This is a genomic window from Nocardia sp. NPDC019395 (assembly GCF_040632335.1).
Classification (GTDB): Bacteria; Actinomycetota; Actinomycetes; order Mycobacteriales; family Mycobacteriaceae; genus Nocardia.
This window is the reverse complement of sequence record NZ_JBEYBT010000009.1, coordinates 19,262-31,525: the sequence shown is the minus strand read 5'-3', so window position 1 is coordinate 31,525 and position 12,264 is coordinate 19,262. Positions and strand designations below refer to the sequence as shown.

General features: G+C 68.1%; 13 protein-coding genes. 9 read left to right on the top strand and 4 right to left on the bottom strand.

What is annotated here, in order from left to right; all coding sequences use genetic code 11:
• The first annotated feature begins 73 nt into the window (after positions 1-73).
• Positions 74-709: a response regulator transcription factor gene (locus ABZ827_RS20530; RefSeq protein ID WP_357238777.1), complete on the top strand. Its 636-nt coding sequence runs from the start codon at positions 74-76 to the stop codon at positions 707-709.
• 339 nt (positions 710-1,048) lie between these two features.
• On the opposite strand, the gene ABZ827_RS20525 is transcribed toward ABZ827_RS20530, so the two are convergent.
• The gene (locus tag ABZ827_RS20525; protein WP_357238776.1) at positions 1,049-2,230 is read right to left on the bottom strand and encodes a methyltransferase; all 1,182 of its coding nucleotides are present in this window, start codon (positions 2,228-2,230) and stop codon (positions 1,049-1,051) included.
• Positions 2,231-2,588: 358 nt separating this feature from the next.
• Between ABZ827_RS20525 and ABZ827_RS20520 the strand changes: the two genes are divergently transcribed.
• Together ABZ827_RS20520 and ABZ827_RS20515 are read left to right on the top strand one after the other, a co-directional pair.
• Positions 2,589-3,017: a hypothetical protein gene (locus ABZ827_RS20520; RefSeq protein WP_357238774.1), complete on the top strand. Its 429-nt coding sequence runs from the start codon at positions 2,589-2,591 to the stop codon at positions 3,015-3,017.
• Positions 3,018-3,174: 157 nt separating this feature from the next.
• Positions 3,175-3,705, top strand: coding sequence for a hypothetical protein (locus tag ABZ827_RS20515; RefSeq protein WP_357238772.1), 531 nt, complete (start codon positions 3,175-3,177; stop codon positions 3,703-3,705).
• 18 nt (positions 3,706-3,723) lie between these two features.
• Here ABZ827_RS20515 and ABZ827_RS20510 read toward each other — a convergent pair whose 3' ends face one another.
• The gene (locus ABZ827_RS20510; protein ID WP_357238770.1) at positions 3,724-5,298 is read right to left on the bottom strand and encodes a DNA polymerase Y family protein; all 1,575 of its coding nucleotides are present in this window, start codon (positions 5,296-5,298) and stop codon (positions 3,724-3,726) included.
• The gene (locus ABZ827_RS20505) at positions 5,288-6,130 is read right to left on the bottom strand and encodes a hypothetical protein (RefSeq protein WP_357238768.1); all 843 of its coding nucleotides are present in this window, start codon (positions 6,128-6,130) and stop codon (positions 5,288-5,290) included. The genes ABZ827_RS20510 and ABZ827_RS20505 overlap by 11 nt, the downstream gene beginning before the upstream one ends.
• A gap of 318 nt (positions 6,131-6,448) precedes the next feature.
• Between ABZ827_RS20505 and ABZ827_RS20500 the strand changes: the two genes are divergently transcribed.
• The 6 genes from ABZ827_RS20500 to ABZ827_RS20475 all read left to right on the top strand — a co-directional run bounded on the left by ABZ827_RS20500 (position 6,449) and on the right by ABZ827_RS20475 (position 10,699).
• Positions 6,449-7,573: a serine/threonine-protein kinase gene (locus tag ABZ827_RS20500; protein ID WP_357238766.1), complete on the top strand. Its 1,125-nt coding sequence runs from the start codon at positions 6,449-6,451 to the stop codon at positions 7,571-7,573.
• A 299-nt stretch (positions 7,574-7,872) separates the two neighbouring features.
• Positions 7,873-8,727 carry a Bax inhibitor-1/YccA family protein gene (locus ABZ827_RS20495; protein WP_357238764.1) on the top strand — a complete coding sequence of 285 codons (855 nt, stop codon included), beginning with the start codon at positions 7,873-7,875 and terminating at the stop codon, positions 8,725-8,727.
• A 209-nt stretch (positions 8,728-8,936) separates the two neighbouring features.
• The gene (locus ABZ827_RS20490; RefSeq protein ID WP_357238762.1) at positions 8,937-9,131 is read left to right on the top strand and encodes a type II toxin-antitoxin system VapB family antitoxin; all 195 of its coding nucleotides are present in this window, start codon (positions 8,937-8,939) and stop codon (positions 9,129-9,131) included.
• On the top strand, positions 9,128-9,547 hold the full coding sequence (locus tag ABZ827_RS20485) for a PIN domain nuclease (RefSeq protein ID WP_357238760.1): 420 nt from the start codon (positions 9,128-9,130) through the stop codon (positions 9,545-9,547). The genes ABZ827_RS20490 and ABZ827_RS20485 overlap by 4 nt, the downstream gene beginning before the upstream one ends.
• A gap of 172 nt (positions 9,548-9,719) precedes the next feature.
• Positions 9,720-10,043 (top strand): hypothetical protein, encoded by a 324-nt coding sequence (locus ABZ827_RS20480; protein WP_357238758.1) that lies wholly within the window; start codon positions 9,720-9,722, stop codon positions 10,041-10,043.
• Positions 10,044-10,144: 101 nt separating this feature from the next.
• A complete protein-coding gene (locus ABZ827_RS20475) occupies positions 10,145-10,699 on the top strand; it encodes a DinB family protein (protein ID WP_357238756.1) in 555 nt (184 codons plus the stop codon).
• A 278-nt stretch (positions 10,700-10,977) separates the two neighbouring features.
• On the opposite strand, the gene ABZ827_RS20470 is transcribed toward ABZ827_RS20475, so the two are convergent.
• Positions 10,978-12,195 (bottom strand): acetyl-CoA C-acetyltransferase, encoded by a 1,218-nt coding sequence (locus ABZ827_RS20470; RefSeq protein WP_357238754.1) that lies wholly within the window; start codon positions 12,193-12,195, stop codon positions 10,978-10,980.
• Between the last annotated feature and the right edge of the window lie 69 nt (positions 12,196-12,264).

Genomic DNA, 12,264 nt, shown 5'->3' with positions numbered 1-12,264 from the left:
CGTGGGTAGGCTTTGGCACGACGCCTGAGGGGGCCGAAACCCGCGGCGCCGCAGGCGCCGCAAAGGAGATACAGTGCGGGTTTTTCTCGTGGATGATCATGCGGTGTTCCGGTCCGGGGTGCGGGCCGAGTTGAGCCGGGAAACCGATATGGAAGTGGTCGGGGAGGCCGGGGGCGTGGCCGAAGCGGTGGCCGGGATCAATGCCGCGAAACCCGATGTGGTGCTGCTCGATGTGCATATGCCGGACGGGGGTGGGGTCGCGGTGCTGCACGGTATCCACAGTGGGCCGGTGTGTTTGGCGTTGAGTGTTTCCGATGCCGCCGAGGATGTGATCGCGGTGATCCGGGCGGGCGCCCGTGGGTACGTCACGAAGACGATTTCCGGTGCCGAACTGGCCGACGGGATCCGGCGGGTGGCCGGCGGTGACGCGGTGTTCAGTCCGCGGCTGGCCGGGTTCGTGCTGGATTCGTTCACCGGGAAATCCCCGGTGCCCGAACCGCCGCTGGATCCGGAACTCGATTCGCTGACACCCCGCGAACTGGAGGTGCTGCGCCTGCTGGCCCGCGGCTACACCTACCGGGAGATCGCCGAGAACCTGTTCATCTCGGTGAAAACGGTGGAAACCCACGCCTCGAACGTCTTGCGCAAAACCCAGCAGTCCAACCGCAACGCACTCACGCGCTGGGCCCACCGCCGGCGCATCGACTGACTCGCACCGCCGCGCGCTGAGCCGGCCAGGATTCCTGGCCGGGTCCGCAGAGCCCTGCCCCGGTAACGCCGACGACGTCTCCCGACCGGTGGCCTGTCTCGGCTGAGGCGCGACCGCCTGCGCTGATGCCGGGTAGCCGCCTTCCTTCGACGGCAGTCGCCGGCGACCCGTGCGCCTGCTCACTGTCCACTGTCCACAACGCGATATCGCTCGCGCTCGGTGACCTGGTCGAGTTTCTGCGTGGCCGGCGGTCCAACCTTTGCGGTCGGGGCCCGCCCCGTGTCTGCAGCGACGGAGCGAAGGAGCGCAGCGACTGAGCGGAGGAGTGAAGACACGGGGTTAATAGGGCCCCGACCCCGCGACGCCGGAGGCGGCGCCAAAAACACCGTGCAGGCCCCGGACCGAGCGCGTGACCGTGAACTTCCGGTTGCGTCCCACCACCTCGGTGCGGCCGACCATGCGCTCCACCACGTTGCGATGGTTCAGATGGTTGTTGTAGACCGTCCACAGTTCGCCGCCCGGCCGTAGGACGCGGCCGGTCTGGGAGAACATCTTGATGGCCGAACCGGTGTGTACTGCGGCGCCCACGTGGAACGGCGGATTACACACCACGAGATCGGCGCTGTTGTCGGCGGCGGCCGACATCGCATCGTCGCGGACCACCGTGACCTGGTCGGCGACTTGGTTGGCCGCGGCGGTGGCGGTCGCCGAGGCCACCGCGGCGGCGGATTGGTCGGTGCCCACCACCGCGATACCCGGGCGGGATCTGGCGAGCGCGACCGCCAGAATTCCGGTTCCGCACCCCAGGTCGATGGCATCGCGGGCATCGGGTTTCATCGCGCGCAGATGCTCGAGCAGGAACCGGGTGCCGATATCCAGGCGCGCCCCGGAGAAGGCGGCACCGTGGGCGACCACATCGATATCGAATTCGCCGATATGGTCACGCAGCGGAAACCGTGAATCGCCAACCGGTTTCGGTCCGCTGACCAGCAGGGCTCGCGATTTCTGCCGGCCGCGGCTGGCCCGTACCTCGGCAAAGGATTCGGCGAGCACATCGTTCATCGCCTTGGTCAGGTATTTGTCCCGGCCGCCGGCGAACACCTGGACGCCGGGGGCGGCGTAGCGCGCGATGGTATCGGCGATTTCGGCGAGCCCGGCCAGTACCCGTGGTAGTCGCAGCAGGACCACGGTGGCGTCGCGCAGCAGGCTTTCGTCGAGTGCGTGCGCGGTGTAGCGGTCGGTGAGGCCGTGCGCGCGGGCGTTGGCGGCCAGGGCGAGTTCACCGGTCAGCAGGTCCTGATGGACCCGGATCCGGTGCAGGTCGTGGGCCGCGACGGCGCCGAGAGTGAGTGCGCCGTAATTGTCGCCGATCACCACAACGGTTCCGGGCTCGGCGGTGGCGAGCGCGTCCGCGGCCACGTCGAGAAGGAGGCGGTCGGCGGCATCGACGGCGTACAGGTTCGCGGCCTCCACATCCGGGTGGCGGCGCAACCTTCCCAATAGGTCCTCCACATCTCGCACGAGACAAGTGTGCTAGATCGTTGCCGGGCGCTGCCGCCCACCCCGCGGATACGCTTCGCCGGGGTGGGATTCCGGGTGCCGCGCAGTACCGGTGCCACGATCGGTGGCACACCGTGCGAGTGCGCGTTCCCGCAGTACAGTGCCTGCTCCGGTTAGCATCGGGCGCATGCGTACCGGGCGTGTTCTGGTGGTGGCGGCAATGCTGGCGTGTCTCGCGGGGTGCGCCGACTCGGGGTCGACACCGCCGGTTAGCTCCCCGGAGAGTCCGGGGCTGCCCAGATCGCAGGCCGATATCCCCGGATTGCCGCTTCCGCCGCTGCCGATACCCGGAGAGCCGGCGCCGGCGCCGGACGATACGGTGCCGAAGCAGGCGGAGGCTTCGCCGGACGCCATGCTCACCGTGACCGATATCCGGATGAGCCGCCATGCCGGTTTCGACCGGGTCGAGTACTACCTGGGCGGACCCGGCACCCCCGGGTGGAGTGCGTGGTACACGGGCCGGGCGGTTCAGGACGGCAGTGGCCGGGAACTGGATGTGGCGGGCCGGTCCGTGCTCGAGGTCCGGATCACCGGTTCGGCATACCCGTTCGACAGTGGAGTGGCGCCCTACGCCGGTCCGGATCCGGCCACCGACCCGGCTGTTCCCGGGATCGCCGGGGTGTATCGCACGACGGTGTTCGAAGGGATCACCCAGTCGTTCATCGGTGTCGGCGCCGACGAACCGGGATTCACCGTCGCCACGGCCACTATGCCGAATCGCCTGGTCATCGATATCGCCAACGGATAAGAGCGCCCGGCGAGCAGTATCGGTTGATCGACAATGCCAACCTGGGCAGTCGAAAACAGACACGACACAGTACGGTTGACAGCACCGGTGGCTCAGATGTCCGGCGCGCCGGGGCGAAATACGGGGTCGTGGGCATCCGAGGGGAGTTTCGATACCGATGCGACGACTCGAACGAGCCAGTCTCGCCGCCGCGGCGACCGCCCTGGTCGCGGGCGGATTCATCGCCGCCTGCTCCAACACGGTGACCGGTACCGCCGAGGTGAACCAGAGCGAGTTGCAGCTGTACACATCGGAGGTCAAGTCCTCGTCGGTCGCGGCATCGTCCTCCCGCGCCGCCGCCGCCGCGGACGCGGCGACCGAGGTATGCGACGCACTGCGCGACCGCAACAATCCCGCGGTCGACGCGTTCAACGCCTATATCGATGCCAGTGACCACAAAGCGCCGGACCTCGAGCCCAAGAAGGGTGCCGCGATCACCGCACTGCGCGGTGCCGCCGACGGTATCGACGACGCACTCAACCCCGATGTTCCCAATGACGTCTCGGTCCCGCTGCGCACCTACCGCGACAATCTGCGATCCCTGGCCGATCTCCTGGAACGCAATGCCTCGATAGATGAGGTCAACGGGCAGATCGATACGTTCAACGCGGATAAGGACGCTGCCTTCGATGCCTGCGAATCGTACTGAGCCGGCCCGGCATTCGCGTTATTCGTAGAGACCCTCGACGCACCATTGATCGTCACGAGCGAGCAGTAGCAGGCTGTGCGGCCCCGGTAGTTCCACTTGGGCCCGGGCCGTCGGCGCCGCGCCGGGCGCCCACCAGAGTTCGTCGAGCAACCAGGGGCCGGCCCACGCGGTGAGCCGCCAGCTGGACCGTCCCCAGCGCAACCGCACGGGTGGGCTGCTGAACCGTCCGCGTGGGGTGATCCGGACCGGCGTGCCGTCGGCTGATTCCAGGGCCACCCGCGGACGGTTGATCATGATCACCGCGGGTGCGGGTTCCGGGATCCGGCCCGGCCAGGGCGGTGCCGGATCGGTATCGGGTGCCGCCTCGTCGCCGAATGTCACCATGGTGACCCGTTCGGCGGGCCCGCGGCCGCCACCGAGAACACCTACCCGCACCGCGTCCCCGCCGAGCAGCCCCTGGACGCGGACCAGGGCGCGGAGCGCGCGTTCGTCCCCGGACCCCGTATCGCCCCACAGTCCGAGTTGCAGGGCTCCAGCCGCGACCACTTCCACCGGGATCAGGTGCAGTTGAGTGATCGGGGCGGTGGGCCGGTCGGTGGCCGGTCGGGTGAGCCAGCCGTCCAGTTGCCAGCGCACCCGATCGGCGACGTTATCGGCGGTCAGTGGTTCGGCGCAGCGCCAGACCCTGGACAGGTGCTCGCCGGCCGCGGTTTCCGCGCGGATCTCCAGCCGGGTGCAGGCCAGGGAGGCGGCCGACAGCGCCGCGGTCAGCCGGGTGGCGAGCAGCCGCCCGGTGAAGGCCGCGGTGTCGACCCGGTCGATCGGTGGGTCGCAGGGCAGCCGGATCTCCACCTCCGGTGGGCGGCCCCGGGGTGCGGGAGGCCGTTCGGGTAGTGCGCGGGCGAGGCGGTGTGCCAGGACCGCGTCGGCACCGAAACGTGAGGTGACCTGTGCGGGGGTCAGCGCGGCGAAATCGCCGATCCGGCGCAGGCCCAGCCGGTGCAGCAGATCCAGCAGCGCGGCGCGTTCCCGCTCCGCGGGGCCGGGTTCGGCGGCCAGTTCGGTGATCGGCAGCGGGGCCAGGAACCGCGCGTCCTCGCCGGGCGTCACGAGGGTGCTGTGCCGGGCGGCGATTATCGCGGTCGGGAGTTCGTCGGCGATACCGATCCGTGCTTCCACCCCGGCCGCCGCCAGGGCGGCGAGCAGTTGCCGGACGGCTGCCTCGGCCGACCCGAAATACCTGATCACCCCGCGTGCGGACAGCGCGAGCAGTCCGGGGCGCAGTACCTCCACTCCGGGGGCGAGGCTGTCGACGGCCGCGGCGACCGGTTCGAAAAGCCGGGCGTCGCGGTCCGGGTCCGGTTGTGCGACACAGAGTTCCGGGCATCGGCTCTGCGCCTCGCGTTTACGCATGCCACGTCGTACCCCGGCCTCGCGGGCGGTAGCCGAACAGGTGACGACCCGGTTCGCGTGCAATACCGCCATCGGTTGATCCGCGGGTAGCCCGGCCCCGGCCGCCGCCGCGACCGCCGGCCAGTCGGGGCACCAGACGGCCAGCACCCGTGGCGCCGAACGCGGGCGGTCAGGAAGCAACTGGACTCTCCTGACCCGCATTTTCCGGCTGATCCGATACATGCGCCGGGGCGATGTCATCGAGGGCGATCCATTCCACCCGGCCGCCGAGCGGGCGCGCGGCCAGCCGGCCCCGGTGCGGGGCCCCGGCTCGGGTGCGGACTTCGATATCGAGGCTTATGGAGCGGATCCGCCCGCTGCCAGTACCGAGACCGGTGTACCCGGCCACCCGGCTTTCCAGACTCAGGTCCGGGGCGGGCCAAGGGCCGCCGGTGACGAGCAGCGTGGACCCCTTTCCGCGGGCTTTTGCGGCGAGCACCCGGGCACGGGCAGGGGTGACCGCGGTATCGCCGAGGCCGAGTACGACCAATTCCATCCCGTCGAGCAACACCGCCGCCACCTCCACCGGATCGTGGCCGGCGTCGGCGATCACGGCCAGTCTGTCCAGCCGGGCACCCATCTCCGCGGCGGCGAGCAGGCCGAGCCCGGGCAGGCCGACCGCGGCCGCGTGCCCACCCGGTCCGGTGACCGCGGCGAGTAACCCGGCCAGCAGCGATCCGGCACCGGTGTAGGAGACCACCGACCCCTTGACGAGGCCGCGGTCGGGTAGCAGCGGGGCGAGTGCGGGTGGCACCGGAAGTATCTCGCGCCGGACCGTTGATGCGGGTGCGACCGGCACTCGGGTTCCGGTCGCACCGCGGGGCGCGGTGCCCGTTCGCTGCGTACATCCAGCACCCGCCGCCCGCGCCCGCCGCAGCTCGGCCAGTTCCCGCAGGCGCGCGCCGCTCGTCTTGGTTATTTGCGCCGCCTCCGGCGTCGCGGGTTCGGGGCCCCCTTGGTCTCGGTTCTTCACTCCGCCGCTCCTGTGTTTCGGCGCGCTGGCGCGCGCGGGTTCGGGGCCCCCTTGGTCTCGAATCTTCACTCCTCCGCTCAGTTGCTGCGCTCCCTCGCTCCGTCGCTGCAGATCCGAGACGGGCCCGAACCGCTGGGGTGGACAACTACCGGAGTGGACTTATTGTTCGAACATACATTCGATATGTTAGCCACGAAAGTCCGGACCGGGAAGCATGCCCGGAGTAACTACGACGGGGTGTCGTGAATGCGATCACGTGTTGTCCGGCGCCGATTCCGAAACCGGCCAGCTACCACCGAATTCGACTAGTCTCACAGCATGATCGATCGCCCCCGTTCCATCGTCGGCCCCGATTATCTGGTAGCGGGCCGGTACCGCCTGCAGTCGAAACTGGGTGGTGGCGGTATGGGGGCGGTATGGCTGGCTCACGATCGGCTGCTGGACCGTGACGTCGCTATCAAACAGGTGTTGTCCACCGCCGGCCTGGACGAAGCGGAGGCCCGGCAGATCCGGGACCGGATCGTGCACGAGGGCCGGGTCGCGGCGAAGCTTTCCCATGAGCACGCCATCGCCGTCTACGACGTCGTACTCGAGGCCGGCGAGCCCTGGCTGGTGATGGAGCATCTGCCCTCACGCAGTATCGCCCGGGCGCTCGGGCTGGTGAGCACCCTCCCGGTGATCGAGGTGGCGCAGATCGGCGCGCAGGTCGCCGACGCGCTGGCCGCCGCGCACACCGTCGGGATCGTGCACCGCGATATCAAACCGGGCAATATCCTCGTCGCCGACCGGGGCCCGGGGGTCGGGATGGCGAAGCTGAGCGATTTCGGTATCTCCCGCAATATCACCGAGGCATCCGACGAACCCGACGGCATGATCACCGGCACCCCCGCCTACCTGCCGCCGGAGGTGGCCCGCGGCGCCCAGCCCACCGCGGCCAGCGATGTTTTCTCCCTCGGCGCCAGCCTCTACACCGCCATCGAAGGCCGGCCGCCGTTCGGTATGGACGACGACAGCGACGCCATCGTGGAACGCGCCGCCATGGCGCAGATCAACCCGCCGACTCGCAGCGGGGTGCTCACCCGCGCCCTGCTGCACATGATGGAACCGGCCCCGCAGCGTCGCCCCAGTATGGCGCAGGCGCGGGACGAGATCCTGGCCGCCGCTTTCGGTCCCGGCGCCGCCGGCAATATCCTCGGCGCGCCGGTACGCACCGAGGACGGCACCATCCCCGCGTGGGCGGCCCGTAATTCCGCTGCCGGTCTGCGCAGCCCCCGTTCGGGCCCGCTGCCGCGCCGTGCCCAAACGCAGCCGGTGAACCCGGTCGCGGCCCCGGCGGCCCCGGCTCCGGCCGGTTCCGCCCAGCTCAGCCCGACCGTGGCCGTCACCATCGGCTTGCTGATCGGGCTGGTCATCATCATCGTGATCCTCATGATGGTGATGTAGTCGGCCACGGTCACAGTTATAGGCGAGAGTCCCTCCGTATCGAGTTCGCCACGGTGTGAACCGGTGTGTATCCGGATCGGCCGAGGTCGGGTGTGGATAACCGGACAGCGTCGATCGGCCGTCCACGGCCCATGACCGCCTGCCCGGCGGTAAGGTCCGGTTTGTCTGGCTTGTCGTGCCGCCGGGAACTCCGCCGGGGGTGGCGCACGTTGGACAAAGCAGTTGGATATCGAGTGACAGCTCGAGACCGACGGTCGTGCCCAGGTATGGCCAACGAACTTTCGAGAAAGGGATTTGCGGTGCGCGCCACAAGCAATCCGGTATTCAGAAACCTGCCCCGGCAGGAAGCCGGTTACGCCGGCTTCGCCTCGGGTGCGGCCGGTGCGGGGCAACTGGGTTACCAGTACGGCAACCAGCAGTACCCGCAGCAGTATCAACAGCAGCCCTATCCGCAGGCGCCGACCCGGTCGCTGACCATCGACGATGTGGTCACCAAAACCGGGATCACGCTGGGTGTCCTCGCGCTCTCCGCGCTGGTCACCTACCTGCTGACCAGCGCCAACAACGCACTCGCCCCGATGTTCGTCATCGGCGGCGGCATCATCGGCCTGGTTCTCGTCCTGGTCGCTACCTTCGGTCGCAAGATGGACAACCCCGCGATCGTGCTCTCCTACGCGCTGGCCGAGGGCGTTTTCGTCGGCGCCCTGTCGTTCATGTTCACCGATGTCAGCTTCGGTGGTGCGGGTGGCGCCGGCATGATCGGCCAGGCGATCCTGGGCACCTTCGGTGTGTTCGCCGGCATGCTCGTCGTGTACAAAACCGGTGCCATCCGGGTCACCCCGCGATTCACCCGCATGCTCATCGGCGCCATGATCGGCATCCTGGTCCTGGTCGTCGGTAACCTGATCGCGAGTTTCTTCACCGACGGCGGCTTCGGCCTGCGCGACGGCGGCCCGATCGCGATCATCTTCAGCCTGGTGGTCATCGCCATCGCCGCGTTCAGCTTCCTGCTCGACTTCGACGCCGCCGACCAGCTCATCCGCGCCCAGGCCCCGCCCAAGGCCGCCTGGGGTGTCGCCCTCGGCCTCACGGTCACCCTGGTCTGGCTCTACGTCGAGATCCTGCGCCTGCTCAGCTACTTCCAGAGCGACTAGTGAACCCGGCCGTTCCGGCGCGGTAAACGCAACACAGAAGGTGGCTCCCAAACGGGAGCCACCTTCTTTTGTTCCTGTTCTCACCATTCCGTGGCATGCGCTGGGTGAGCTGTGCGCAGCTCGAAAGCAGCGCGTACTGGATGCTGCTTTGGGTGCCAGATTGCTATCATTGATCAGCTGATCATTGCATCACTTTTGGAGGTATCGAGATGCGCACCACGATCGACCTAGATGACAACTGGGAAGAAGTCGCACACGTTCTCGGTACTCACGGCAAAACCGAGACGGTCAACCGCGCCCTCGCGCATGTGCTCGCCGAGCGACGCCGATCCCAAGCCGTCGAAACGTTCCGGGCCCTGCAACTCGACCTCGATCCAGAGACGATGCGCGGAGCTTGGGAGTGAGCGCAGCGGTCTACCTTGCCGATAAATCCGCCCACGCCCAGCGGTATACCTCCGAAGAGGCTGCTCGTCGGTTGGACCGCGAAATAGCGGCCGGTCGTCTCGCCGTCTGCGAAATGATCGCCCTCGAACTGCTCTACTCGGCCCGCAACAGCAGTGACTATCTACGCCTCAGCACGGCCCTGGAAGCTTTGCCCTGGGCAGCAACTGATGGCGCGGCGATGAAAAGAGCTCTCGACGTCCAGCGGCAATTCGCCCGGCGTGGGCAACACCGCCGCCCGCTCCCGGACCTGATAATCGCCGCCACGGCCGAACTCGCAGAACTCACCGTCCTGCACTACGACCACGACTTCGACCTCATCGGCGATCTCACGGGCCAGCCGATGGAATGGATTGTGCCCCGCGAAACGGCCGGTTGAGCGGGTTCACACGGGTGCTGAATCTGTCCGGCGCAGGCCCGGGGCAGGGTGCCGATGCCGTGACGACCGATTCCGGCGTAAGGGCTCGGTAAGCGTTCGACAAGAGGCTCGCGATTTCCTTTCGATCATCGGGTGCTGCCAGAGGGGCGCACGATGCGTCGGAAGGAAGACCATGTTCGATTGGTACGTCGGAATGCTCGCGCTCAGTGGCACCGTCATGATCGTGATGGCTGTCGTCAAGGGCGGGCAGAGCGAGGCGTCCCGGTGGCTCAACGCCATCCTCGGTGCCGTGTTCCTCGGCTACGCGGGATATTTGGCGTTCGTCTTCGAGGGCGGCAGCTACCTGATCCTGTTCCAGGCGTTCATCCTGCCGGTTCTGATGGTGGTGAACTTCGTCCGCTCGGCCGACTGGGCGGCCCTCACCACGAAACCGACCCCGACACAGCAGGCGTGGCGTGCATACCAGAAGGAACAGGACCGCCTCGCGAAGCTCTGACGCCACCCGATACGGGTGCCCGCGCGGGGCGGTGAAGCGCTCTGCTAGGTCCCGGGTTGCCGGAGAGCGTTCACGGGATGGTGGCGGAAAAACGATTGCCGATGTCGCACGGGGCCGACAGGGTCTACGCCATGGATGTGGACTGGAATGCCGAAATACGGGCCCAGCTCGAAACACACTGGTCGAGGCAGCTGCGCCCCCGGCTCGACGGGCTCACCGACGAGGAGTACTTCTGGGAACCGGTATCCGGTATGTGGACGGTGCGCCCCGCCGACGGTGGATTCGTCTGTGACTTCGCGATACCCGCCCCCGAGCCGGCTCCGGTGACCACCATCGGGTGGCGGCTGGGGCATGTGATCGTCTTGCTGGCGTCCGGTTCGGAGCGCTTCGGCGGTCCGCCTGTCGATTTCGCTTCGTTCCGCTACGCCGGGACGGCCGAGGCGGCGCTCCGGCAGCTCGACGCCGCCTACGGGGCGTGGATCGACGGTGTCGCCGGACTGGGTGTCGCCGGGCTGGCCGAGCCGGCGGGGCCGCCCGGCAGCATGCTTGCCGACTGGTCGACCGCGGGAATAGTGCTGCATACGCAGCGGGAGCTACTGCACCACGGTGCGGAGATCGCGCTACTGCGCGACCTCTACCGGGCCGGCCTCCGCTGATCTCTCGGTCGCGATGCCGGCTCGGCGGGGAATGCAGAGGTAGGCCCCTGTACGGATCACGATTCCGTACAGGGGCCTACCTGTGGGCTGCATACCGTGCGTCAACCGATCCCGAACCCTTGGTTCCAGGTCTCCTGACCGGACGGTTCACCTTCGAGGCCGGGGCCCGCCCCGGTCTGGAGCGACCAGAGGAAGGGAGCGCAGCGACCGACCGGCGGGAGTGAAGACCGGGGTTAATAGGGCCCCGGCCCCGCGCCGCCGGAGGCGGCGCCGAAGGATCAGCTCAGGCGCTCGATGATCATCGCCATGCCCTGGCCGCCGCCGACGCACATGGTCTCGAGACCGAACTGCTTATCGTGGGTCTGCAGGTTGTTGAGGAGGGTGGCGGTGATGCGGGCACCCGTCATACCGAACGGGTGGCCGAGGGCGATCGCGCCGCCCGAGACATTCAGTTTGTCCAGGTCCATGCCCAGTTCCCGGGCCGAACCGAGGACCTGCACGGCGAAGGCCTCGTTGATCTCGTAGAGGTCGATATCGCCGATGGTCTTACCGGCCAGCTTCAGGGCCTTGCGCACCGCTTCGATCGGGCCCAGGCCCATGATCTCGGGGGAGAGACCCGAGACGCCGGTGGAGACGATGCGGGCCAGCGGGGTCAGGCCCAGTTCCTTGGCCTTGGTATCGCTCATGACCACCAGTGCGGCGGCGCCGTCGTTGAGCGGGCAGGCGTTACCGGCGGTTACCGTGCCGTCGGGGCGGAACACCGGCTTGAGCTGGGAGATCTTCTCGTAGGTGGTGCCGGCGCGGGGGCCGTCGTCGGTGGAGACGACGGTGCCGTCGGGCAGGGTCACCGGGGTGATCTCGCGTTCGAAGAAACCGGATTTGATGGCTTCCTCGGCGCGGTTCTGCGACCGCACGCCCCAGTGGTCCTGGTCCTCGCGGGAGATTCCGGTGAAGGACGCGACGTTCTCGGCGGTCTGGCCCATCGCGATGTAGATATCCGGCAGGTCACCGTTCTCGCGCGGATCGTGCCAGCCGGTGCCGCCCTGCGCCCGGGTGGTGGTGCGCTCCTCGGCGGTGGAGAACAGCGGGTTGTGGGTATCGGGCCAGCCGTCGGCGGTGCCCTTCGGGAACCGGGAGACGGTTTCCACACCGGCGGAGATGAACGCGTCACCCTCACCGGCTTTGATTGCGTGGAACGCCATCCGGGTCGTCTGTAGCGACGAGGAACAGTAGCGGTTCACCGTGGTGCCGGGCATATAGTCGTGGCCCAGCTGGGTGGCGACGACCTTGGCCAGGTTGAATCCGGCCTCACCGGCCGGCTGGCCGCAACCGAGCATCAGATCGTCGATATCGGCGGGCGACAGGGCGGGGACCTTGTCCAGCGCGGCGCGCACCATCTGCGCGGCGAGGTCGTCGGGCCGCATGCTCACCAGCGACCCCTTGTTGGCGCGTCCGATGGGGGAGCGAGCAACGGAAACGATGACGGCCTCTGGCATGAGGACTCCTTTGTCGAGGAGTATGCGCGGTCCGGACCTGCCGGATCGACACTACTCGCGGGTACATTC

Bases quoted from the DNA above. Each gene is read 5' to 3' on its own strand.
- ABZ827_RS20490 (WP_357238762.1), top strand. From the start codon at position 8,937: ATGCGCACCACGATCGACCTAGATGACAACTGGGAAGAAGTCGCACAC.
- ABZ827_RS20470 (WP_357238754.1), bottom strand. From the start codon at position 12,195: ATGCCAGAGGCCGTCATCGTTTCCGTTGCTCGCTCCCCCATCGGACGC.
- ABZ827_RS20480 (WP_357238758.1), top strand. From the start codon at position 9,720: ATGTTCGATTGGTACGTCGGAATGCTCGCGCTCAGTGGCACCGTCATG.
- ABZ827_RS20515 (WP_357238772.1), top strand. From the start codon at position 3,175: ATGCGACGACTCGAACGAGCCAGTCTCGCCGCCGCGGCGACCGCCCTG.
- ABZ827_RS20500 (WP_357238766.1), top strand. From the start codon at position 6,449: ATGATCGATCGCCCCCGTTCCATCGTCGGCCCCGATTATCTGGTAGCG.
- ABZ827_RS20475 (WP_357238756.1), top strand. From the start codon at position 10,145: ATGTCGCACGGGGCCGACAGGGTCTACGCCATGGATGTGGACTGGAAT.